Here is a 23983-nt window from a genome sequence, read left to right as displayed (position 1 = left end):
TAAACATTATGAAGGAGGACATCTTACACATGCCTGAAGGTCTGATCGTCAAGGCGCTTAGCGGATATTATTATGTCTCCAGCCTGGATCAGGATGGGCGTCCGGTATCTGGCGAAGCTACGGTACAATGCAGAGCACGCGGCATTTTTAAGAAAAAAGAGATCACGCCTCTTGTCGGTGATCGGGTCGTTTACGAACTGACTGAGAACGGGGAAGGTATGGTCAAGGAGATTAGAAAGCGTACAACGGAGCTGATTCGTCCTCCGGTAGCTAATACCACGCTTGCTGTGCTGCTGTTTTCCTTGCGTGAGCCGGATTTAAACCTGCCTTTACTGGATAAATTTTTAGTCCATATTGAGCACGCCGGGCTGGATACGATTATCTGTCTGACTAAGCGCGATTTGTATGAAGGCAGCCCTTCAGAGGATGACACCGTGCTGACCGTTCAGGAAATGTACCGGAAGATCGGTTATGAAGTGCTGGTAACCAGTGCCCGTACCGGAGAAGGAACGGTTGAGCTTAAGAAGCTGTTGGCTGGTCAAATCAGCGTGTTTTCCGGGCAGTCAGGTGTAGGGAAGTCTTCCATGCTTAATGCTTTGGAGCCTGGGTTAACGCTCGAGACGAGCGCCATAAGCAATAAGCTGGGCCGAGGAAGACATACGACTCGTCATGTAGAGCTTATTCCTTTAGACAACGGAGGGTTTGTAGCAGATACGCCGGGGTTTAGCCAGTTGGATTTTCTGGAGCTGGGTGTGGATGAACTATCTCCCTGTTTTCGTGAATTCCAGCAGTATGCGGAAGGATGTAAATTTCGGGGGTGTACCCATATTCACGAGCCTGGCTGTAAAGTAAGAGAGGCCCTGGAAGAAGGACATATTTCACAGGGACGGTATGATAGCTATTTGCAGTTCTATCAGGAATTAAAAGAAAAAAAACGGAGGTACTAAGTTTATGTTAAAAATAGCACCGTCGATTTTATCCGCTGATTTTGCTCGCTTGGGCAGTGAAGTTGCGGAAGCTGCGGCAGGAGGGGCAGACTGGATTCATGTGGATGTAATGGATGGACATTTTGTATCCAATATTACATTGGGTCCACCTATCGTTCAGGCTATTCGTCCGCATACGACTCTTCCCTTGGATGTTCATCTGATGATTGAGCATCCTGAACGTTATATTGGCGATTTCGTAAAAGCAGGAGCCGATATCATCACTGTTCATGCTGAGGCGTGTGTTCATTTGCATGGTGTCCTTCACTTGATCAAGCAGCAAGGCGCTCTGGCTGGAGTGGCTCTCAATCCGGGTACTTCACCATACGCGATCAAGGAAGTGCTGCCAAATGTAGATATGATTCTAGTGATGACGGTCAATCCTGGCTTTGGAGGACAGTCCTTCATTCCAGAGACGTTGAATAAAATCAGACAAATCCGTGCTTGGTTGAACGAATTGGGTCGTCCAGACGTACATATCGAGGTTGACGGAGGTATTGCGGAGGAGACGGCACCAGCCGTATTTGAAGCGGGGGCTAACGTGCTGGTGGCTGGTAGTGCGGTATTCGGCAGAGCAGACCGCGCAGCGGCTATTGCTACGATTCGGGACAGTGCAGCTCGTTTGTCCAAGTGAAGCTGACCGAAGCATTGTGGATGACTGCCGCGAGCATGGCGACGGGGTTGACCCTTAGCTGTTTCTCGCTTGTGAAGGCTCCTTGGAATGCCGTTCTTTCACTTTTGGCTGTTCTAGTTGTGCTGTTTTATTTTCGTAAAAATGAACGGCGTGGTTTACGAATAGGTTTTGTGGTGTGCAGCGTACTTTATTATATCCTGTTTATTTTCATACTCTCAGCATATCTCTATGTTCGCGGACTTGTCTGATGGTATAGCCTGGGATGGTTGTGCATAAATATGGTTACATGAGCGGGATTCTCATGTAGCCTTTTTTTGTGGGGTAACAACCCTTGACAGGTTGCATAAACTACAGAGAACGGATGCAGGAGGATGATGGGGAGGGTGAGGCATGAAGTTTTACACAATCAAGCTGCCAAAATTTCTGGGTGGATTCGTTAAAGCCATTTTGAATACATTCCAGAAAAACTGAATTCAACGTAATGTAAACACAGGATGTAGGATGAAAGCTAGAGGTACACAGGGCACGCTTCCCGGGCATAACAGATAGGTAGCTCGGTAGTAAAAGATAAGAACGCACGGGAAGGTGCCTGACATTTTGTTCTCCTGAACTAGGCGGATATTACTTTTCGAATAACCAAAAAAGCACCCGTTTAAAACGAGGTGCCTTTTGTTTATAACGATATTTTTTTACGACTACACGCGAGTCACTTTACCGGCTTTCAATGCACGAGTGCTGACATAAACGCGTTTCGGTTTACCGTTAACGAGAATGCGAACTTTTTGTACGTTGACGCCCCAAGTACGGCGATTACGGTTGTTAGCGTGAGATACGTGGTTACCGCTGCCAGGCTTTTTGCCTGTTACAGAACATTTACGAGACATGATTCCACCTCCTATTCTGAAAATAACCAAATTCCATATGGAACGGGTCTCTCTTCAGGCCGACTGGGTCAGCCGGACTTTGTAAGTCACTAACCTGAACAAAACAATACTTAAATATAATATCATAGTCAAAAAAGCTCCGTCAACTGATTCAAAAACTTTATTTATTTCTCTTTCGCATTATAGTACAATATGGGATAGTTATTGTTGCGATTATTTTGTATTTAAATGGAATGTGAATTCTTATTCCAGTCATGCCGGCGGTTCAGAGGCGGGACTATAGTTATCATTCCAGCCGATGATTTATTGTGGGGCAGTTGACTGGTTTTTCATTGTATATGACCTGTAGAAGAACAACCAGACGTGAGTACAAGAGCTTATGAAAGTGTGACATTCGTATTCGTCGTCTGGCTTTAGTATAATTTAATTGAACCTGTAGGCACAGTTGAATAAGGTGTGGTGAAGGTTGATAGTAAAACAAGTGTATTAAGCTAGGAAGGGGAATTCTCTTGAGTAATCGTTCTTTGAATGGAACAGATTTTACCGCAATGGTTTTAGCCGGGGCGGAACAATTACAGCAGCATGCGGAACATGTCAATTCACTAAATGTATTCCCGGTGCCAGACGGTGATACGGGGACCAACATGAATTTGACGATGAGCGCGGGCGTAACGGAATTAAAGAGGGGGGATTCTTCCTCCATCGGTGTCATGTCCGGCATATTATCCAAAGGTTTGCTGATGGGAGCCCGCGGCAATTCAGGGGTTATCCTGTCTCAGTTGTTTCGTGGCTTCAGCCGTTACGCTGCCCCATACGAGGAATTGAATACCCTTCAGTTCGCATCGGCATTGCAGAGCGGGGTGGATGCGGCCTACAAGGCGGTGGTTAAGCCGGTGGAGGGTACAATTCTTACCGTGGCGAAGGAAGCGGCCAGGCATGCTGTGTTTTTCTCGCGCCGGACGAACGATATCACGGAACTGATGGAAGAAGTGCTTGCCAAAGCGAAGGAAACGCTTGCCATGACGCAGGACATGCTCCCTGTACTGAAGCAAGTAGGAGTTGTAGATTCGGGTGGGCAAGGTCTTGTGTATATTTATGAAGGCTTTATGCAGCATCTTGGAAGCGGCTTGGTGACGTCTCCAATTGCAAAAAGTGATAATGCACGCCAGGTTTTTGCTCCTCACGTATCGGAGAGACCTACTGCTCCTGCAGTTGTTCCTTCCCCAGATGCGCCGATTTCTGCGCAAGCGAAGCTCGAAACGGATAATATTGAATTTTTGTATGATATGGAGTTTTTTATTAATCGACAACTGGGCGATGCGCAAGGTACCTATTTTGATGAGGAAGCCTTCCGGAAAGCGTTATCTGTAGATGGTGATTCTATTATCGTGATTTCAGACGATGACGTCATCAAGGTTCACGTGCATTCTAAGGCTCCTGGTGAAGTACTGAATTTGGCACTGCGTTACGGAGAAATTACACAGATTCGTATTTTAAATATGCGCGAGCAGCATCGTGATTTGTTGTCTGCGGGTATGGATGTTGCTCCTGAGCCTGAGTGGTTTGCTGAAATACCAACAGAGCCTGTACGTGAGGAAGAGCCGTCTGAGCCTCCCGCTCATGAACTGGCATCCTTTGGTTTTATAGCTGTGGCTTCCGGTGAAGGAATTGCTGATATTTTCAGAAGTTTAGGCGTCGATGTTGTCCTTGCTGGCGGCCAAACAATGAATCCGAGCACAGAGGACTTCGTTAATGCGGCCCGCTCGATTGCGGCTCAACATATTTTTATTCTTCCGAATAATTCCAATATTATTTTGGCGGCAGAACAAGCACGTGAACTGCTAGAGATGGAACGTTTGGTGTCGGTTATTCCGAGCAAAACAATTCCTCAGGGCATTGCGGCAGCATTTGCCTTCCAGGAGGAAGAGGCTTTTGAGGTGAATCAGGACAATATGCGTGACGCAGTCACCCGGGTGAAGTCTGGGCAAGTGACCTACGCGGTACGGGATACGACGCTTGATGATCTGCATATTACAGCAGGGCACTACATCGGTATTCAGGATTCCAAGATTGTTGCGACCGAGGAACACTTAATGGCAACGTCCCGTCTTTTGCTAGCGAAAATGCTGGTGAATGGCGATGAAATTGTTACGATTCTTACAGGTTCGGACGCGAATCAACAAGACACAGATCAGCTTGTTGCATGGATTGAAGAAAATTATGCGGATGCTGAAGTGGAAGTTCATGAAGGTGGTCAGCCGATTTATCCTTATTTGTTCTCAGTGGAAACCTGATGTGCTTTTGCGCGTCCATGGAAGTCCACTACAAAAGGAGGTCTGACTGATGAGTAGTACCATCATTTTGACGGATAGCACGGCTGATATTCCACCGGAATTAGCAGACCGTCTCGGTATAGTCGTTGTACCACTGACAGTGATGTTCGGCAGCGCAGCTTACCTGGACGGCATTGAGATGTCAGCGGCGCAGTTTTACAGCGAACTGGTACGGGCTGATGAGCTGCCTACGACTTCACAGCCTTCACCAGCCCGTTTTTTGGAGACGTACACGACACTGTTGGAGCAATACCCTGAGAGCCAGGTTATCTCTATCCATTTATCCTCGGGTGTGAGCGGAACGTATCAGTCTGCTCTGCTGGGCAAATCCATGCTGGAGAAGCATGAACATAGAGTGACTGTGGTGGATTCCAAATCAGCTTCATACGGATACGGTATGCTAGTGGTTTATGCGGCAGAGCTGGCGGCAGCTGGGCACTCCCCGGCTGATATTGTTCGGGCTGTGGAACGTCGTGGAGAGCGCCGTTGTTTGTATTTCTTGGTGGATACCCTGCAATACTTACAAAAAGGCGGACGTATTGGTAAGGCAGCGGCAATGGTGGGCACGTTGCTTAACATTAAGCCGATACTTTCGATTGACAAAGAAGGCATTATTTATTCGGTTGATAAGGCGAGAGGGCATAAAAAAGCGACAGCGAGAATTATTGAACTACTGGAGCGGGACTTAAAAGGCCAAAAAATTAATATTGCTGTGGGTCATACGGCAGATCGCTCAGCGGCAGAAGCGTTCGTGGCTCAGCTGGCAGAGCATTTTGAGCTAGGAGATCGAATATATACTGAACTTGGCGCTGTGATTGGGACCCATGTAGGGCCAGGAACGATTGGCATTTTTGTGTGGCCGGCCGGAGATGAGAGGTAATATGCTGCAATTGGATCAAATACCTTTAAAACAAATACATGGCGTGAGTGCTCTCAAAGAGGGAGAGCTTCACGCTTTTGGCATTTTTAACATACAGGATATGCTGGAATATTATCCGTTTCGGTATGAAGATTACCGACTGCGCTCGCTAAGCGAAGTGAAGGACGGAGATAAGATTACGGTACAAGCCAAAATTATGGGCATTCCAGTGCTTCAGCGTTACGGGCGCAAATCAAGGTTGACTTGTAAATTGATGGCCGAGGATTGGATGTTTACCGCAACGTGGTTTAATCGGCATTTCATGAAGGAGCAGCTAACCTCAGGTCGTGAAATTGTGGTGACTGGTAAATGGGACCTCAAACGTATGCAGATGACTGTTGCAGATTCTGAGTTTCCTGATAAAGGGGTAGCCCGCTCGGGGACACTTCAACCGGTGTACTCTATAGGCGGCAAGATCACCCAAAGCTGGATGCGAAAAATAATGAACCAGACGCTCCAGCAGTTTGGTGAAATGATCCCCGAAATATTGCCTGAGTTGCTTGTACGCAAATATAGTATGATGCCGCGCAAGCAGGCTATTGCGGGTATACACCAGCCTCAGGACAACCGCGAGGGGCAAGAGGCTCGTCGGCGGATGGTGTATGAGGAACTGTTTTTATTTCAGCTGAAAATGCTGGCATTCCGGGCGTTAAATCGCGGTCGTGCGGACGGGGTGGTACATACGGTGGATAACGCCACGATTCGTGAATTTGTAAGGGCTTTGCCTTTTGAATTAACGGATGCACAGAAGAAGGTAGAGCTTGAAATACTGCACGATCTACGCTCACCTTATTGTATGAACCGTCTGCTTCAGGGGGATGTTGGGTCAGGTAAAACAGTTGTTGCTGCCATCGGTTTATTTGCCACAGTACGTTCCGGTTTTCAGGGAGCGCTGATGGTGCCAACCGAAATATTGGCCGAGCAGCACATGCGATCGCTTCACAAGCTGTTTGAGCCCTTTGGAATCAGCGTTGGTCTACTGACTGGGAGTACAACCGGGAAGAAGCGTAAGGAACTGCTAGCTGCTCTCCAAATGGGTCTGCTGGACATTGTAGTAGGCACCCATGCTCTCATTCAGGAGGATGTATATTTTCGTCAGCTTGGGCTTGTTGTAACGGATGAGCAGCATAGATTCGGAGTGAACCAGCGAAGTGTACTGCGTCGCAAAGGCTATAATCCCGATGTGCTGACGATGACGGCCACACCGATCCCTCGTACGCTGGCCATCACTGCGTTTGGCGATATGGATGTTTCTACGTTGTCAGAGCGGCCGAAGGGGCGTATTCCAATTTCCACCTATTGGGTGAAGCACGAACTGATGGATCGGGTACTTGGTTTTATTTCCCGCGAGGTAGACCAGGGACGGCAGGCTTATCTGATTTGTCCGTTGATTGAAGAGTCGGAGAAGCTAGACGTACAGAATGCCATCGATTTGCATATTCAAATGCAGCAGGCTTTTCCACATTACCGCGTTGGGCTATTACATGGACGAATGACTCCCGCAGAAAAGGAAGAAGTTATGCGTTCTTTCTATGCGAATGAAATTCAGTTGCTCGTTTCAACGACGGTTGTGGAGGTAGGGGTAGACGTTCCCAATGCGACACTAATGATCATTATGGATGCGGATCGTTTTGGACTATCCCAGTTACATCAATTACGTGGACGAGTCGGACGGGGTGCACATGCCTCGTATTGCGTATTGATCGCTGACCCTAAGTCGGAGGTTGGTCAGGAGCGGATGAAGGTTATGACCGATACGGACGATGGTTTTGAGGTGGCTAGACGCGATCTGGATTTGAGGGGGCCGGGTGACTTTTTTGGTACCAAGCAGAGTGGGCTACCCGAGTTTCGTTTAGCAGATATGGTAGCGGATTTTGAGGTGCTGGAAAAGGCGCGTGAGGATGCAACTGATCTAATCAAGGATGCGTCCTTTTGGACATCTCCGCAGTATGAAGCATTGCGCGGTTATTTGCAAAAAGAGCAGATTTTTCAGGGGGATCTCATCGACTAATCCACCATGAATTATGAGATTGTTTTAAACGTTTTAAACAGATAGGCACAATGGACAGGCTGGCCGTCATATATTTGGGAATGACCGAATGATATGGGAGGTGTGGCAACTTTGAGCTATCAGCAATATGGAATCAGTCCGCAACTGGTGGAGCGGATTAAGTTGAAAATGAAGAATCGTGCGCTCAAGGAGCGGGTTAAGCAGCAGATTGAAGGTGTGACTAAAGCGGACCTGCAAAATAAAGCTAAGGTGCGTCATCTTGTGAAGTCCACTTCTGCTATTTTAAACGAGCGTTTGACGGCTGCGCAGGAGGAGCAATTGACCGCCTTCGTATTGGCACAAAAAATTGATCCGTCCAATACATTTCATCTAATCAAGCTGTGGGGAATGTTCCGTTGATTGCTATTTGAAGAGGTGCTTCAAAGCGTTCTCCATGTTTTTTTGTGAAGCACAGATAAAAAAAGGATTGCCTGATATCAGGCGATCCTTTTTGGTTTGTTTTAGTTCATTCCCCGGGCAATAGCTAGTGTGTACTTATCATGAGACTTTTTATTTGTAATGACCGCCAATTTTGATAGAGCGTTCTATGGCCTGCCCGGCATCTGTTAACGATGATGCTCGCATGATGATGGACTGACCATACCGATCCTTTAAAGTGTCCGTCACCTTTTCCAAAGCACGGGATCGCTCCTGATCCTCAAATAAATCCAACTGATATAGTTGATCATCCACCAATCCGCTTAAAGTAACCCCTGCGCGCTTCACGGGCATATGATTCCAAAAAGTATAAAAGATTTTTTTAACGGTTTCATATACTTTTTGGGTATGGTTTGTAGGATCGGGTATCTTCATTTGTCGGGAGAACCCAGTTGGTGCCTCGTAGGGACTGCATATACAATGAACAGTCACAACTGAGCCCATATATCCTTTGCGGCGGGCGTCCCGACACACCTCTTCTGTTAGTTCAAGCAGGATGGTTTCCACTTCCGCAGGCTGGAGATAGTCGCGGGGAAGAGTCATCATATGACCGATGGATTTGGGAGGTGTATTAAATGTTTCCGGCTTGACCGGGCTGTGATCGATCCCGTTAGCAGTCCGCCATATCACCTCTGCCTGAATATCGGACTGCTTGCCGAAATGAGACCGGAATCTGTCCTGTAGCCGGGGTAAGGGAGTACGTGCGATATCTCCAATGGTGTGTAGTCCAAGCTTCTCCAAATGCCGTTCCATACGCGAACCAATGCCGAACATAAGACGTACTGGCTGAGGCCACAGCAACGCTGCAATATCGGATGTAGGCAACAAGAAAATGCCACTGTCATTTTTTTTAGCCCATATATCTGTCGCGGTTTTAGCCAGCATTTTGTTGGAGCTGATGCCAATTCGAATCCATACTCCTGTTTGTGCCAGTACCTTTTGCTGAATTTCACTTGCAATACTCACCGGATCTCCGAACAGAGAGAGGCTTCCGCTCATATCCAGAAACTGTTCATCAATACTGAAAACCTCAACCAAATCTGTATATTCATTATAGATTTCTGTTATTTTTAATGAGACATCGATATAATGCTGCATACGCGGGCGTACAATGATAAGGTCAGGACATTTTTTCACCGCTTCTCCCAGACGTTCTGCTGTAGATATACCGTATTTTTTGGCCAGCGGACATGCAGCTAAAATAATGCCTGAACGAAGTGCAGGGTCACCGGCCACAACGAGTGGCTTATGGTGGTATTTGGGATCATCTGCTTTTTCGATGCTGGTATAAAAACTTTGGCAGTCCGATAAGAATATGGTTCTATTTCTGCGTTCCTTCAAAAATTCGACCTCCTCTCCTGATAGGTGTTGATCATCCTACCAAAATATTCTTGAATGTATACTCTTATAGTAGTATTATATACGGAACAAGTGTTCCTAATACAAATGTATTTTTTGGAACGTTAGAGTTTACGTAAAACCTAACATGGCGTATCATAATATCTTGAGCAAAAACAAGTTGGAAATGAATGAATATTGAGGGGAGAAAACCATTTTTATGAACCCAAAACGTCGACCATCATCTCAAAAACGCAGTAGGTGGCGTATTTTTGGCAGAGTTTTGCTAATTAATATCAAGTGGTTCTCGTTTGCGGGTGTACTTGGAGTGCTATTTGCTGGAGGTCTTATATCCGGCTATGTAGCGGCACTGGTTCATGATGAACCTGTACGATCACGTCAGTTGATATATGAAAAGGTAAATGAGAACGCTCTGACCAGCTTTGTATTTTTTAATGATCAGGTAACTCCGGTTGGAAGAATGCGCATGGAGGAGGATCGACAGCTCGTTGATCTGAAGGATGTCCCTCAGTCGATTGTGGACGCCCTCATTTCAACGGAAGACAGCCAATTTTATGAGCACCGTGGTGTGGATTTAAAGGGAACAGCTCGTGCCGTTAAGCAGAAGCTTTTGAATGAAAACCGCCAAACAGGCGGCAGCACACTGACGCAGCAGGTAGCCCGAAGGGTTTTTCTCAGTCTGGATAAGACGGACAGCCGCAAGGTGAAGGAAATGCTGCTAGCATTGCGTATGGAACGGTTTATGGGCAAGGATAAAATATTAACGGCTTACTTAAACAAAATGCCTTTTGGTAATGGTTCCGCTGGTTACAATTTATATGGAATCAAGTCTGCTTCGTTAGGAATTTTCAATGTAAGTGATCTACATAAGCTTCATATTGCTCAGGCGGCTTATTTGGCAGGTCTCCCGCAACTGCCATCTGTTTATTCCGCTTTTGATGGTAAAGGGAACTTTGATGAAGAAGGCTTCAATAAAGCGATGGAGCGTCAGCGTGTCGTGTTGGGAAGAATGCTGGCAACAGGTAAACTTACGCTATCCGAATATAATGAGGCGCTTCAATTTGATGTGAAAGCCACTCTTGCGCCACATCGCGAAAAAAGTTATAACACATTCCCTTATTTGATGCTGGAGACAGAGCGGGAAGCCGCCCAATTGTTAGCGCTCCAGCAAAATCCGGATATCACGCCAGCCGAAATTTCCAAGCCTGAGCATGCCGAGCTTCTTCAAAATACGCGAGAAGAGTTGCAAAGGTCCGGATATCGAATTTATACAACGATAAATAAGAAAATTTATAATAATATGCGGCAGATTGCAGCCAATCCACAAAACTTTTCTCCATACAGTAAGAAGAAGGGATTAGAGCAGATTGCAGCAATCATGATTGATCATAAAACAGGGGCCATACTTGGTATGATCGAGGGCAGAGATTTTAATACCGAGCAAATGAACTATGCAACTCAAATGACACGTCAGCCCGGTTCTGCCATGAAGCCTATTGCTGCTTATTTACCTGCTTTGGAAAAGGGCTACACTCAGCCAGCCGGTCTTATTGATGATTCACAAATCATACTGAAAGACGGACGTAAAGGTTATCATATTCCTAAAAATTATAACAGACGGTACGAGGGGCTTATGACAGCCCGTGAAGCACTCAATCGGTCAATCAACATCCCTGCGCTGAGGCTGTTCCTATATGAAGTTAAAATTTCTAACGCTTGGAATTTTGTGCGTTCTCTTGGAATTACGACGATTCAGCCGCAGGATGAACATGCTCAGACAGGGGTTTTGGGTGGACTAAGTAAAGGGGTATCCGTCGAGGAACTGACCGCAGCATATGGAACGATTCCCAATATGGGTGTATATAATGCACCTCATCTGATCAGCAAAATTACGGATGCCAACGGGAAGATCGTATATGAATTTAAACCGCAGACGAGACGTGTATATTCGCAGCAAACCGCATTTTTGATGACGGATATGCTCAAAACGGTTATATCAGATCCGAGGGGAACTGGCAAACGTCTGCAAAATACTTTTAAAAGCTACGGTGCCATTGATATCGCCGGTAAAACCGGTACGACACAAAACTTTGGTGATGTGTGGTTTATGGGGTACACACCTGACGTTACACTAGGCGTCTGGGCTGGTTACCGCCAACAGGTTAATACATTATCTCAAGAAGGTCATTCCAGAGCACAGTCAGTGTGGGCACTGATCATGAATGAGGCGGTCAAGGACCAGCCTGAGCTTTTTAAGAATAAGCACTTTATACAGCCGGAAGGTGTTGTAAGAGTTACGGTTTCTAGCCTTACAGGTAAGCTACCAGGGCGTTATTCCCGTCAATCGGGTCAACTCGTGACTGACTGGTTTAATCAAAAATATGTGCCTACCGAGGTTGGAAGAGAACAGATTCCGCGTTCTGCTAGACCAGTGGTCCCATCCAAACCAGATATCAAGGAAAAAGCAGTCCCAGAGGTTGAGGTCCCTGCAATAGATCAAGAGAAAATTCCACCAGAGGAAACGGATCCTGCTGTTCCTGACGCAGACACAGAGGTAGATATGCCTGATGAGAACAATGATGTGCCATCAACAGATACTTCGCAACCTTCTGTTGAAAATGAACAGGAGACTCCTTCTGAATCGGAAAGCCAGAGTGAGACTCCAAAAAACCAATCTGACGAAGTTACTTATCCAGAAATAATATCTGATCAACCCAAAAACTAAACGACAGGAACGGTTTAGTTTAAAATGCCGTTCCCAACAATGTCTACAGTGACCTGCGGATGAAAACGATCTTCATTCCAATCTACACTTTTCCATACTACTGGATGATGAGCGATCAACTGTCTGTCTACGCCAAAGGCATCACATCCATTTTCCTGATTGCTTTGAGGATCATCTACAGTCTCTAGCGTTTGCGACAACACGCCTTCAGGAGTGAGATCATAAGCTGATGCATTTGCCAATCGGGCATCCTTCAAATTGTTCTGATCCCAGCAGCCTGTTATAAATATGAGTAGAGCCAGCATTCCAAGCGCTCTGCTCTTTTTTATGTTTCAGGACCCTCCTTTTTTTTGAAGAGATAGGATAGAATTAGCAGCAGAAAAAGGGAACACAATTAGCGGGAAATAAGTAGAATTATTGGGCGTAGAACCAATTCCTAGTTATTATTTGATGATATGCGCCAGCTCTAATGGCAAAATAGCACGGGAGCTATTAGAGTAGTTGGGCTACCATCAGCCAAAATCGCAATCCGTCCCTCCATTAGATTGGCGGTCACACGATCCGGTCGTTCCGTCTGAGCTATTGAGGGAAGAGAATAAGGATTGTCCTCCTTAAATTCTTGAATAAAAACGGGAGGGAGCGCCATATCGGAGGAGATTGCTTTAATTCTCATTTTCACTGCTTTCACCAGCTCAGGATTAGCCAAGTCTTGAACATAGACAATAACGATTTTAGTTCGGGTTTTAGATCCCACATAAAGAGCGTACAACCAGTGACGGGGTGACAATTTGTTTGCGAATCAGATTCAGATTGATGGATAACTGCTCAAACATTTCTGTTTAATTCAACGGAAGCTGCGTCATGTCCAGCCAAGAGAGCACCTCCTTTTGGATGAGATAGGCATAATGTGTGCCCAATGGACTGAGTTTATCCATGATCTGGTGACTTATCCATTCTTGAATCACCAGATTACAAGGAGGCTTAATCTTGCGTCGGATCAATTCCTAGATAGTGTCCCAGTTTCCGCCGGACCTCGCTGCGAGCAAAGGATGAAAGCATGAAAAATCGCCTTTGATAGCCACGGCATACATACAAAACCTCTACGCCTTCATGATTTCGGATTTCGCTGTAAATTTTAATTCCTAGTGTTTTCATTCGCGCTTTTGTCTCTGCTAATTGAACAGCTACGCGCTGTTGTACTCCAGTCAGGCTACGAACATACAAATCGGGCATTTTTAGAGGAGAGGTATTTATAATACGAATGTCTCGTTCCAGCACATCCAGAACAAGAGTTAAAAGTACACACATCTTGACCAGCCCTGTGTCTTCTTCAGAAGGTAAAGGAGCTTTGCTCTTGTGGTTCAGTATCTTTTGGCTTGGCATAAAAATCTCCTTTACTCCGAGTAAGAATACAATATATAATCAGTATATAGAACGTATGTTCTATTTATACCTCATCATAGGAATTTTTCCATGGCTAAAGCAATCATCAATTATTGGAAAAGTGATGGGGAGCGATACCCATGTGCCATTATGTAAAGAATCTTACGTTTATCGCCAATGACAGTCAAACAGAGTTTATGTTAAGCTAATGGATAAAAACTTACATAAAAGGGGAGATCGTTCTGACTGCGGTCAGCCTTTACTATTTAACTAAAGAAAGTGGAGAAAGAAGGTATACATATTGTCACGTTCGTTATATGCAGCTTTATTACTGTTGAGCCTCATTTGGGGCGGTTCGTTTATGTTTATCAAGGTGTTGTTGCTACATCAGGTAGGGCCGTGGACTATTGTATTTCTCAGGTCCAGCTTTGGGCTTATTTTTATTGTCTTGTTAATGATACTTATGCGCAGGCCGTTTAAAATCAAAAGCATTCCGTGGAAATCGGTTACTCTGGTAGCTTCGGTCAACATGGTCTTGCCATGGACATTGATCGGTTTTAGCGAGACCAGAATAGCTAGCAGCATGGCTTCTGTATTGAATGCTACCACGCCCATATGGACCATGTTGGTGGGGCTTGTTTTTTTCGGAGCTATTTTTCATCGAATGCAGTGGTTAGGAATGGGTCTCGCTTTTGTAGGAATTATTATTTTATTGGGTATTAATCCTGCATCTATTATTTCTGTTGATCCTGTGGGTTTTGGGTGTATGCTGCTTGCGACTCTTTGCTACGGATTTGGAACACAGCTCTCCAAACGTTTTCTTTCCAATCTTTCCATGTATCAGGCTACCTTTGCGACACTGCTTGGTGCGGCGGTAGGGGGTGGCATTATGATGGCAATGGTGGAGAGACCTGATTTGTCGATTGTTTCTGATTCAGGTGTATTGGGTTCTCTTATAGGACTGGGAGTTTTGGGATCAGGAGTAGCATATATTTTGTTCAACTACATGATTTTGCGGGGGAGTGCGGAATTTGCTTCTTCGGTGACGTATTTTGTACCAGTAAGTGCCATTGTATGGGGCTTTTTGCTCTTGAATGAACATATCGGCTGGAACGTTCTAACCGGGCTGGTCCTTATACTTGGAGGAGTGTTTATGGCCAATCAGCGTAGAACCGCCAAATTAAGTGGATAATAATCTAAACAAAAATAAAATACGATTTGGGTTATATTAAATGTACATTCGCCAAACCTTCGGTATAATGCGTTAATTCACACATACAATAAAGCATGCTCACACATAAAATAAAATATGGTGCAGCAAAAAAGCAAGCTGTTTAGCAGGTGACAAGGTGTGGTATAATAAATTATAGAATTATATGTACCACAGAAATGTCGGAGTTTTATTCCACAAAAGAAAGGATCAGGATACCATGTGTCCCCGAAGGATACTTCCCCAAAGGACGATTTGGAAACGATTTGATCTGTCTTATACTTAGCTTTTCCGCGGAGTAACGTCAAGTTGCGAAAGCCAACTCTGCGGAAGAGGGGATTGTACATGCGAAGGACCAAGTCCTCCAGGCACATCTTACCTGGTAGTTTCCGTAAGAGTGGGTTCATCCACATCAAACTTACGAGAAACCGAGGGAGCCTGTATGAGGAAAACTTACGAATCTATCGTGAACAATGGAGCATTGAGACAGATTGCTGTCATGTTGCTCGGAACATGCATTTTAGCTTTTACGTACTATCACATTAATGCCCAAAATCATTTGTCAGAAGGCGGATTTGCAGGCTTGGCCCTGCTGGGACATTACGCGTTTGGCATATCTCCAGCATGGAGTATGTTGCTGCTTGATATTCCCGTCATATTGCTGGCATGGGTACTGAAGGGCAAAAGATTTATGCTGCTTGCGTTAATCGGAGCCGTCGCTTTTTCACTGTTTTATGCAGGATTTGAGAAGTATTCGACTCTGGTTATAGATCTACATGGAAATCTGCTGATAGCTGCTCTACTTTGTGGGGTGCTTACAGGTTTGGGAGCCGGAATCGTACTGCGATTCGGTGGAGCAACCGGGGGCGATGATATCTTATCTCTGCTGATCAGTGAGTGGCGCGGGTGGAAAATCGGCAACGTGTTTATTGTCAGTGACATCATCGTACTGGGATTATCACTCTTGTATCTGCCTATGAAGGAAACAATGTTTACAATACTGGCTGTGTGGCTTGCCGGAAAAATAATTACATGGACGACCACGTTCCAACTGCACCGACCTGTGAAAAAGGTACTGCCAGCGGCTATTCCCGCTAAAAAGGTAGTTGCCAAAACAGTGCCGGTCGTCCACAGCCTTCGTCAATAAGGAAAGGGTGTTACGTTAGGAGAGAAATCTTCTTACGTAACACCCTTTCGCTGTATTCAGCTTCTATCAGGAAGGTTTTAAAGTAGACTGAATGCGTCCGTTTTATATTTTTTCTACTGTTTCTCATCTTGCTCGGCTGGATGATTATCGTTCCATTCCTCGGCTTGGGAAGTGGCAATCGCAATCGAGCGACCTTCTTCATAGCCGTCACGGAGTAGAGCGTTAGCAATATCAACGGCTTTTTCTCGCACACGAGGTTCCAGGTTTTTCATGGATGGAGGGTAATCATGTTTGTTCCAAGGCATAGTTGCACACTCCTTATAGCAGATGATGTACTATGTATTACCCGTTGTAGGATTAAACAAACGGAAATCAAAGAAATGAATATATTGTAAAATGTATCTTGAGAAAAAGCGTATAATGGTGTGCAGAATACCAGAAAAAGGAGTGAAGCATTTGCTTGCCTGGGGTTTTGTTTTTTTGCTGACTATCATCATTCATACTACAGATAGCTTGTCCTATGCTCTGCGGCTTGGTGGTTTGCGAGCGCGTCGGATTGGATTAGCGTTAACCGTTGCGGGAATGCTGCTGTTGGTTTCACGCACCTCTAACATGGCGCAGGGGCCTTTACTCGGAGGGATGGTCGATCAGGCTAAAGCTGCAGCACAAGTGGGCGGAACGGATATTAGACTGGAACTATATATGCATGGGGTACTGCTGGCAGCAACCGTTGGAACCATACTTGCTATATTACTGTATCCAACAGTGGTACGCATGTCAGCCAGATGGATTGTGCATTTGGAGCATACCGGATCTATTCCGGCTTTGGTGCGTCATTTAATGCTGCGAAGTCGCTGGAAACATGCAGGCTACTACATAAAACGTCCCACCTGGTCTATGCTTACTTCATTGATTAGCGGAGCGATACCCAAACGTCTAATTATTCTGAATATAACCGTTACTGCGATCTATACAACAGGAGTAGTATCTGCTTTATATGCTTCATTCCTGTGGCCTGCTCAAGGTACAGCAATGTCAATGTCGTCAGGTCTAATCAATGGCGTTGCAACGGTATTATTGACCTTGTTAATTGATCCAAGATTGGCGGTACTGTCGGAGAAAACGCTACGAGGGGAGCTACCCTTAACTCGGATGAACAGTATGTACGGCTGGATGATCATGTCGCGTTTGGCAGGTACTTTATTAGCTCAGCTATTGCTAGTACCGCTAGCAATTTGGCTTGGATGGGTAATGAGTTAATTGCTAGCTTTCGTAATGATGTGCTGTTGCCATATCCCAAAAAAGGGCTGACCCGTGATCATCTATTAAAGATAGATCGCGGGTCAGCTCCAATGATTTTATGGTTACTTACTGTTCAAATAATGACTTATATGCTCCGTATCCTTCACGTTCCAAGTCTGCTTGAGGCACGAAGCGGAGCGCGGCGGAATTGATGCAATAACGCAGACCATCTGGACCAGGACCATCATCGAATACATGCCCTAAATGGGAGTCAGCTTCGCGACTTCGCACCTCGGTACGGATCATAAAATGGCTGAGATCGGTTTTTTCTTTGACATTATAGCTGCGCAGCGGACGGGTAAAGCTGGGCCAACCGCAACCTGCATCATATTTGTCCAATGAACTGAACAAGGGCTCTCCTGATACGATATCTACGTAAATGCCTTCACCCTCATGATCCCAAAACTCATTTTGAAAAGGGCGCTCGGTCGCGTTCTTTTGAGTTACTTCGTATTGAATAGGCGTCAGCCGATCTTTAAGATCGGATTTATCAATCTTGCCAGACCAATTTTGTTCGATAAAATCCTCACGTCCCGAACCTTTGCGGTAGCGTTTGTAATGAGCGGGGTTTTTCTTATGGTAGTCCTGATGATATTCTTCTGCTTCATAAAAAGTGGTCGCAGGCAGGATCGGTGTAGCAATGGGCTTGTCGAAGCGGCCACTTTGAGCCAAAGCTTCTTTAGAAGCTTCTGCCTTGATTCGCTGCTCTTCATTATGATAGAAAATAACCGTTTGGTAAGATGAACCTCTATCGTGAAACTGTCCACCTTCATCCGTCGGATCAATCTGCTGCCAGAATAGCTCCAACAGTTTTTCATACGGGAAAACTTGTGGATCAAATGTAATCTGTACGGCTTCCACATGCCCCGTTGTTTCAGAGCATACCTCTTCATAGGTAGGATTTTCGGTATGTCCCCCTGTGTATCCAGATCTAACCTTCAAAATACCGGGTAATTCCTCAAAAGGGGAAACCATGCACCAGAAGCAGCCACCTGCAAAAGTTGCTTTTTCTACCGTGTGTGGATTGTTGGTGCTCATATTTGTCACTCCAATCTGAGAATGTTTAATTAGTTGTTATTTAAATAGCTTACAATTAAATTATATACGAGATTTTTGCAAAATCCAACGAAACGTCAGAAACCAAACGGCAGTGTAACTGGCTCTGTCCTCAAAATCGCCATGAAACATCCTACAGAAACGGTAGCAAACTGTCGCATTAAATTCTATTGATGCGTTGAAGCCTTTTTCGGTAGAGTATAAAGCCGCCGCCCACCAATGCAGTATATAGCACCAAAATGAGCAAACCAGTGATTGGGTGTTCTGCAAAGGTGCCGCCAGCATAAGCATACACCGCAATTGCGGGAAGCTTGCCAATAGCTGTACCTAGGATAAAGCTCCAGAACGGAAACCCCGCTACTCCAGCGTATACATTTACCGCTGCCTGGGGGATGACCGGAATCAGGCGAGCCAGCAGAACAGCAGCAAAAGGCTCCCTTTCCATGACCCGATTGAAGCGCTCCAATGCAGGAACCCGCTTCAAATAGGCTCGTCCTTTGTCACGAAACAGGGTACGTACTGCAATGAAAACGACCAGTGCAGCCATGGTAGTGCCTAGCCAGCAAATCAGAGCACCTTGCCAAGGACCTGCGGCATAAGCAATAGAAGCGATAATCAGCTTGTAAGGCACAAACGGTATTAACGCGAATAAAAATGCGAGCAGTAGCAGAACTAGAAAGGAGGTTTGCTTGTCCGCCCAGGCGAGCCAATCATATCTGTAGATAAACGCGATGCAAAGCAGCGAAACATAAGCAGCGGCAAGTAGCCATTTTTTCATTTACATACCTCTTTCAATATCCCTGTACGGCTTATCGCTTATACAGAAAAAAATAGGGTTCACATTCCTAATAATGTGTGCTATACTGCCACTAATAGAATAGTTCCCAAAGGGGAGTAGCTCAACGAGTAAAGTCGTCATTACGGGATTTTTAATCCCCGGCTTTATTGGCAACGTAATGTTGTAAGCGAGACCTTTGCCAGGATTTTAGGAATCCGGGTAAATGGTCTTTTTTTGATGCCAAATTTGGGTCAGCGCCGTTTCCGGATTCCGTGAAATGGCGCTTTTTTAGTATAAAGCGCTGAACTATGTACAGTATAACAAATAAATAAAAAAGGTGGGAGAAACGTATGGATTTGTTGTCAATTGAGTTTTTAACCGCATTAGTATCCATCATTATCATTGATCTGGTGCTAGCTGGTGACAATGCAATCGTAATCGGTTTGGCGGCTCGCAATGTTGATAAGGCCAATCAAAAGAAGGTCATTATTTGGGGGACGGTCGGAGCGGTCATCATTCGTGTGATTGCTACGGTGCTGGTCACGTATTTATTGCAAATTTATGGATTGCGTTTGATTGGGGGACTCGCACTTATCTATATCGCCTATAAGCTACTGGTCGAAGAGAAGAAGCATGAAATTTCAGCCACGAATCAAATGTGGGCAGCGATCCGCACCATTATTATCGCGGATACGATGATGGGGCTCGACAATGTACTTGCTGTAGCGGGCGCAGCTCATGGAAATATGCTACTCGTTATATTGGGTCTTGCAATCTCTGTTCCAATCATGGTGTGGGGAAGTACGATTATCTTGAAGCTGACAGAACGTTACCCAGTAGTTATTACGATTGGGGCTGCTGTACTTGCTTATACTGCTGCCAAAATGGTGGTGGCGGAACCGTTGATTGCACACTGGTTTATGAACGGGGTCGTTAAATACGGCTTTGAGGTTCTGGTTGTGGTTCTGGTTGTAGCCATTGGGATGCGTGTTAAAAAAATCAAAAGTGAAAAAACAAGAAAGCAAGTGCAGCACGCCTAAGCTAACTTACATTGAGGTAAACTTAGCTGAAGCTGAATGTTCATGCCATAGAGGCTGTTCCGTTATTGTCCAACTGGACCCGGAGCAGTCTCTTTTCTTTACTTGTCAGCAGACTTCCATGTAAACTAGACAACAGATGAATGAGTGATTAGAGGTGGGAATGATATGGACAAGCAAACGAAGACAAGGGTAGCCATTGCGGGACTGGGTGGTATTGCTCGTAAAGTATATTTGCCGTTACTGGCTGCACACCAAGGTGTAGACATTGTAGGTGTCATGAACCGTTCACAGGAGCCGGTAAGTTCCGTCATGGAGCAATATAGGTTGCCTAGAGGAACGACAGATGTGAAGGAGATGCTGGCATGGGAACCGGAAGCTGTATTTATACATGCCGCGACCGAAGCTCATTTTGATCTGGTTATGGCGTGTATTGAAAAAGGGATTGCCGTGTATGTGGATAAACCGTTGTCCTATGATGTTCGTCAGAATCTGGAAATGACCGCTTTTGCGGAAGCACAGGCCGTGCTGCTGGCGGTGGGATTTAATCGGCGTTTTGCCCCGCATTATGTTGCTGCTAAGGCTTGGTTAGAGGAAGCGGGTGGATTCAGTCAATGTGCGGCTATTAAACATCGTACTGGATATGATCGAAGACCGGCGGCACAGACGGTTTATGATGATTTAATTCATATGCTTGACTTGCTTTTGTGGCTGGGTGGCGATGATTATGAACTGCTGCATAGTAGTCTGAATACGACGAGTGAAGGATATATGGATGCTGCGTTCGGGACTGTACGTTTGGGAAATGCCACCGGAAGCTACAGTATGAGTAGACAGGCAGGAGCTGACATAGAAAAACTGGAGCTTCACGGGGCAGGACGGTCTGTTGAAGTAACAAATATGGAACAGGCTGTTTTTATGCAAAAAAATCATTCACCATTAACGCAAGCTTTTGGAAGCTGGGATACGATTTTGGAAAGACGAGGATTCACAGGAGTCGTGAATCATTTTCTGGAGCATATTCATCGTCCGGAGGAGTGTGCTGTACGAGCTGGAAAAGTATTGGAAAGCCATATGCTGGCTGACGAACTGATCAACCGTTTGAGTGATTAATATGGAACGTCCGAACATGATCTTAACAGTCCAGACAGACATCAAGAATTAGGTTGAAGGAGAAATGAATGAATGGAAGAAGATAATCGTGGTAAACAGCTAGAAGAAGCCATCATCGAAAATTATAAGCAAGAAGAAGATATGATGATTCTTGTATTTGCGCAATGGTGTATCAATCACGGGTTGGAGCCAGAGGAATTATATCGTGTAGCGTATCCGCATCAGGATAGCAACGAGCGTCTGCTACGAGTACGCAAATTGACTGTATCGCGTGAAGAAGCGGGTGATATTCCGCTGGATACAGTATTAGGGGTACTATCCATGTTCGGAAATGAGGACTTGGCGATGGTCGTATCCGAGGCGGCTGCCAGCCTTCCGTCGGAACGGAAATAGGGCTAGCCAGAATAAAGGATATACTGTTATCATTTATGGCATCATGGACTCACTATATTTACTTAAGACATTGTTGATGGGGAGGTAAGCTGACGATGGAAGATATACCTGTGCCAAGCACCTGCAAAGGTTGTGAAAGAGATATCTCGATATCGGAAGAGCAAATTACCAGAATTCTAACCAACATGAGACCCAAAATGGAATGTGTAAACGATGAAGTGTACGAAGCCAGACTGTTGGCCTGCTCACAATGTGAAGAGTTAATGTCCGGACATACGTGTGGTATCAGCGGAAGTATTGTTCGTGTACGTGCTTTGGCGGCAGCTCAAAATTGTCCCAGTTACCATGGTTCACGGTGGATAGGAACAGCCTAAAAGATACAATGCTCAGGCTCGGCTGAACCTGGATTACGGGTTAAAGTAGTCATACCTTGGTCTGCCTTAATGGCAGGCTTTTTGGTTTGATTGGACCTTTTCTTAACGATTGACAAAAAGTAGACAATAAAATATATTAAACACGTGAAATATTTTTGTTTAATTATTAATATTTATATTAATATTTACTAAAAGTAATGATGCGTAAAAATTAAGATCGAAAGAAAATTGGTGGTATGAGTGGTATTTAGGCCAAAATGAAAGCGTAAACATTTGTGCGGGTGTTCCAACAATCTTAATATTTTTGGGGAGGGTTTGTTGTGAAGGGTTCTATTGTTGTTAATACCGATTGGAAACAAGGCATTATTAATAAAAACATTTATGGACAATTTGCTGAGCATCTTGGACGTTGCATTTATGAAGGCATATGGGTTGGAGAGGACTCACCGATTCCGAACACAAACGGAATTCGTAATGATGTGGTGGAAGCGCTGAGTAAGCTGAATATTCCTGTGCTGCGCTGGCCGGGAGGCTGTTTTGCCGATGAATATCATTGGAAAGATGGTATCGGACCCAAAGGAAATCGTAAGAGAATGGTAAATACGCATTGGGGCGGTGTGGTTGAAAATAATCATTTTGGCACACATGAGTTTTTTCAATTGTGCGAGCTGTTAGATGCAGAGCCTTATATTTGTGGAAATGTCGGCAGTGGTACAGTTCAGGAAATGTCGGAATGGGTAGAGTACATGACCTTCGATGGAGAGTCCCCAATGGCTGCATGGCGTCAGGAAAACGGTCGTGAGAAACCATGGAAGCTCAAATATTTTGGAGTGGGTAACGAAAACTGGGGTTGTGGCGGTAACATGCGCCCAGAATATTATGCCGATCTGTATCGCCGCTATCAGACATATGTCCGTAACTATGGCGAGAACCGCATTTATCGGATTGCAGGTGGGGCGAATGTGGACGATTATCGTTGGACCGAAGTGTTGATGCGTGAAGCTGGGCATCTTATGGACGGTTTGAGCCTGCATAACTATACGATCCCGGGAAACTGGGAAGGGAAACGGCAAGCACTCGGCTTTGATGAAGCGGAATGGTTCGAGACGATGAAAAAATCACTGCACATGGATGAATTGATTACTCGTCATTCTGCTATTATGGACCAATATGATCCTGACAAAAGGGTCGGACTGATCATCGATGAATGGGGAACTTGGTTCCTGACTGAGCCAGGGACCAATCCGGGCTTCCTGTATCAACAAAATACGATGCGCGATGCGCTGGTAGCTGGGCTGCATCTACACATTTTCCATAATCACCATGACCGAGTACAGATGACGAATATTGCTCAAATGGTCAATGTTTTACAAGCAATGGTTCTGACCGAAGGTCCTGCTATGCTGTTGACGCCGACATACCATATATTTGAAATGTTTAAGGTGCATCAGGATGCGCAAGCACTGGCTGTTCATGTAAAGGTAGGCGATTATGAATATGACGGGGATTCCATCCCGCAAGTAAGCGTGTCCGCCTCCAAGGCGCAGGATGGTAATATTCATATCAGCTTTTGCAACGTCCATCCGGGCGAGTCGGCAAACTTGAATTTGGAGCTAAGAGGACTGGAAGAGGTTAAAAAGATCAGTGGTGTTGTCCTTGCCAACGACGATATGCAGGCACATAATACGTTTGATCAGCCAGAGCGTGTGAAAAAGGAAGCTTTCACATCCTATCAGCTTCAAGGTCAGCATTTGGATGTTACACTGCCACCAATGTCAGTAGTGATGCTGACAATTGCTCCGTAAAAAAGCTGGGTCGTGGTATGTAAGCAGTATCCACTATTATTGGTTATGAACAAAGAG

At 45.3% G+C, this 23983-nt stretch carries 24 protein-coding genes; 16 read left to right on the top strand and 8 right to left on the bottom strand.

The genetic code is table 11. From position 1 onward, the window contains the following. Positions 1-29 precede the first annotated feature (29 nt). The 3 genes from rsgA to spoVM all read left to right on the top strand — a co-directional run bounded on the left by rsgA (position 30) and on the right by spoVM (position 2091). Complete coding sequence (gene rsgA, locus MHH57_RS15330; protein WP_029517207.1) at positions 30-947, top strand: ribosome small subunit-dependent GTPase A; 918 nt, start codon at positions 30-32, stop codon at positions 945-947. Positions 948-951: 4 nt separating this feature from the next. Continuing rightward, positions 952-1620, top strand: coding sequence for a ribulose-phosphate 3-epimerase (rpe, locus tag MHH57_RS15325; protein ID WP_029517208.1), 669 nt, complete (start codon positions 952-954; stop codon positions 1618-1620). A 390-nt stretch (positions 1621-2010) separates the two neighbouring features. Continuing rightward, positions 2011-2091, top strand: a complete 81-nt coding sequence (spoVM, locus tag MHH57_RS15320; RefSeq protein WP_010345573.1) for a stage V sporulation protein SpoVM — start codon at positions 2011-2013, stop codon at positions 2089-2091. A gap of 224 nt (positions 2092-2315) precedes the next feature. Here spoVM and rpmB read toward each other — a convergent pair whose 3' ends face one another. Continuing rightward, positions 2316-2504 (bottom strand): 50S ribosomal protein L28, encoded by a 189-nt coding sequence (gene rpmB, locus MHH57_RS15315; protein WP_013310881.1) that lies wholly within the window; start codon positions 2502-2504, stop codon positions 2316-2318. 509 nt (positions 2505-3013) lie between these two features. Between rpmB and MHH57_RS15310 the strand changes: the two genes are divergently transcribed. The 4 genes from MHH57_RS15310 to MHH57_RS15295 all read left to right on the top strand — a co-directional run bounded on the left by MHH57_RS15310 (position 3014) and on the right by MHH57_RS15295 (position 8166). Continuing rightward, complete coding sequence (locus tag MHH57_RS15310; RefSeq protein ID WP_029517209.1) at positions 3014-4798, top strand: DAK2 domain-containing protein; 1785 nt, start codon at positions 3014-3016, stop codon at positions 4796-4798. Between the two features lie 49 nt (positions 4799-4847). After that, positions 4848-5717: a DegV family protein gene (locus tag MHH57_RS15305; protein WP_029517210.1), complete on the top strand. Its 870-nt coding sequence runs from the start codon at positions 4848-4850 to the stop codon at positions 5715-5717. A 1-nt stretch (position 5718) separates the two neighbouring features. Beyond that, positions 5719-7767 (top strand): ATP-dependent DNA helicase RecG, encoded by a 2049-nt coding sequence (recG, locus tag MHH57_RS15300; RefSeq protein WP_029517211.1) that lies wholly within the window; start codon positions 5719-5721, stop codon positions 7765-7767. A gap of 111 nt (positions 7768-7878) precedes the next feature. Beyond that, a complete protein-coding gene (locus MHH57_RS15295) occupies positions 7879-8166 on the top strand; it encodes a stage VI sporulation protein F (protein WP_013310877.1) in 288 nt (95 codons plus the stop codon). 150 nt (positions 8167-8316) lie between these two features. On the opposite strand, the gene MHH57_RS15290 is transcribed toward MHH57_RS15295, so the two are convergent. Then, positions 8317-9585 (bottom strand): DNA polymerase IV, encoded by a 1269-nt coding sequence (locus MHH57_RS15290; RefSeq protein WP_039270891.1) that lies wholly within the window; start codon positions 9583-9585, stop codon positions 8317-8319. Between the two features lie 217 nt (positions 9586-9802). Between MHH57_RS15290 and MHH57_RS15285 the strand changes: the two genes are divergently transcribed. Beyond that, positions 9803-12328 (top strand): transglycosylase domain-containing protein, encoded by a 2526-nt coding sequence (locus tag MHH57_RS15285; protein WP_342434277.1) that lies wholly within the window; start codon positions 9803-9805, stop codon positions 12326-12328. Between the two features lie 14 nt (positions 12329-12342). Here MHH57_RS15285 and MHH57_RS15280 read toward each other — a convergent pair whose 3' ends face one another. The 3 genes from MHH57_RS15280 to MHH57_RS15270 all read right to left on the bottom strand — a co-directional run bounded on the left by MHH57_RS15280 (position 12343) and on the right by MHH57_RS15270 (position 13711). Beyond that, entirely contained in the window at positions 12343-12633 is a 291-nt protein-coding gene (locus MHH57_RS15280) for a hypothetical protein (protein WP_342434276.1), read from the bottom strand. A gap of 161 nt (positions 12634-12794) precedes the next feature. After that, a complete protein-coding gene (locus tag MHH57_RS15275) occupies positions 12795-13082 on the bottom strand; it encodes a spore germination protein (RefSeq protein WP_342434275.1) in 288 nt (95 codons plus the stop codon). A gap of 227 nt (positions 13083-13309) precedes the next feature. Next, positions 13310-13711, bottom strand: a complete 402-nt coding sequence (locus MHH57_RS15270; protein WP_049816977.1) for a hypothetical protein — start codon at positions 13709-13711, stop codon at positions 13310-13312. A 301-nt stretch (positions 13712-14012) separates the two neighbouring features. Here MHH57_RS15270 and MHH57_RS15265 point away from each other — a divergent pair, with 301 nt between their 5' ends. Together MHH57_RS15265 and MHH57_RS15260 are read left to right on the top strand one after the other, a co-directional pair. Further along, positions 14013-14903: a DMT family transporter gene (locus MHH57_RS15265; protein WP_029517216.1), complete on the top strand. Its 891-nt coding sequence runs from the start codon at positions 14013-14015 to the stop codon at positions 14901-14903. A 460-nt stretch (positions 14904-15363) separates the two neighbouring features. Continuing rightward, positions 15364-16068 carry a YitT family protein gene (locus MHH57_RS15260; protein ID WP_029517217.1) on the top strand — a complete coding sequence of 235 codons (705 nt, stop codon included), beginning with the start codon at positions 15364-15366 and terminating at the stop codon, positions 16066-16068. 113 nt (positions 16069-16181) lie between these two features. Here the strand turns inward: MHH57_RS15260 and MHH57_RS15255 are convergent, their stop codons facing one another. Next, positions 16182-16373, bottom strand: coding sequence for a hypothetical protein (locus MHH57_RS15255; protein WP_029517218.1), 192 nt, complete (start codon positions 16371-16373; stop codon positions 16182-16184). A gap of 151 nt (positions 16374-16524) precedes the next feature. Between MHH57_RS15255 and MHH57_RS15250 the strand changes: the two genes are divergently transcribed. Continuing rightward, positions 16525-17328, top strand: coding sequence for a lipid II flippase Amj family protein (locus MHH57_RS15250; protein WP_029517219.1), 804 nt, complete (start codon positions 16525-16527; stop codon positions 17326-17328). A 108-nt stretch (positions 17329-17436) separates the two neighbouring features. Here MHH57_RS15250 and msrA read toward each other — a convergent pair whose 3' ends face one another. Together msrA and MHH57_RS15240 are read right to left on the bottom strand one after the other, a co-directional pair. Beyond that, positions 17437-18408 (bottom strand): peptide-methionine (S)-S-oxide reductase MsrA, encoded by a 972-nt coding sequence (gene msrA, locus MHH57_RS15245; RefSeq protein WP_029517220.1) that lies wholly within the window; start codon positions 18406-18408, stop codon positions 17437-17439. A gap of 178 nt (positions 18409-18586) precedes the next feature. Further along, a complete protein-coding gene (locus MHH57_RS15240) occupies positions 18587-19204 on the bottom strand; it encodes a TVP38/TMEM64 family protein (protein ID WP_342434274.1) in 618 nt (205 codons plus the stop codon). A gap of 350 nt (positions 19205-19554) precedes the next feature. On the opposite strand from MHH57_RS15240, the gene MHH57_RS15235 reads away from it, so the two are divergent. The 5 genes from MHH57_RS15235 to MHH57_RS15215 all read left to right on the top strand — a co-directional run bounded on the left by MHH57_RS15235 (position 19555) and on the right by MHH57_RS15215 (position 23926). Next, positions 19555-20244, top strand: a complete 690-nt coding sequence (locus tag MHH57_RS15235) for a TerC family protein (RefSeq protein ID WP_029517222.1) — start codon at positions 19555-19557, stop codon at positions 20242-20244. A 165-nt stretch (positions 20245-20409) separates the two neighbouring features. Continuing rightward, positions 20410-21354 carry a Gfo/Idh/MocA family oxidoreductase gene (locus MHH57_RS15230; RefSeq protein WP_029517223.1) on the top strand — a complete coding sequence of 315 codons (945 nt, stop codon included), beginning with the start codon at positions 20410-20412 and terminating at the stop codon, positions 21352-21354. A gap of 72 nt (positions 21355-21426) precedes the next feature. After that, a complete protein-coding gene (locus tag MHH57_RS15225) occupies positions 21427-21747 on the top strand; it encodes a hypothetical protein (protein ID WP_013310862.1) in 321 nt (106 codons plus the stop codon). A gap of 95 nt (positions 21748-21842) precedes the next feature. Further along, positions 21843-22121 carry a hypothetical protein gene (locus MHH57_RS15220; RefSeq protein WP_029517224.1) on the top strand — a complete coding sequence of 93 codons (279 nt, stop codon included), beginning with the start codon at positions 21843-21845 and terminating at the stop codon, positions 22119-22121. A 320-nt stretch (positions 22122-22441) separates the two neighbouring features. Beyond that, positions 22442-23926, top strand: a complete 1485-nt coding sequence (locus MHH57_RS15215; protein ID WP_342434273.1) for an alpha-N-arabinofuranosidase — start codon at positions 22442-22444, stop codon at positions 23924-23926. The last annotated feature ends 57 nt before the right edge of the window (positions 23927-23983 follow it).

The sequence above is a fragment of the Paenibacillus sp. FSL H7-0442 genome (assembly GCF_038593105.1).
In the GTDB taxonomy this organism is placed as follows: domain Bacteria; phylum Bacillota; class Bacilli; order Paenibacillales; family Paenibacillaceae; genus Paenibacillus; species Paenibacillus polymyxa_D.
This window is presented reverse-complemented; position numbering and strand designations above follow the sequence as displayed.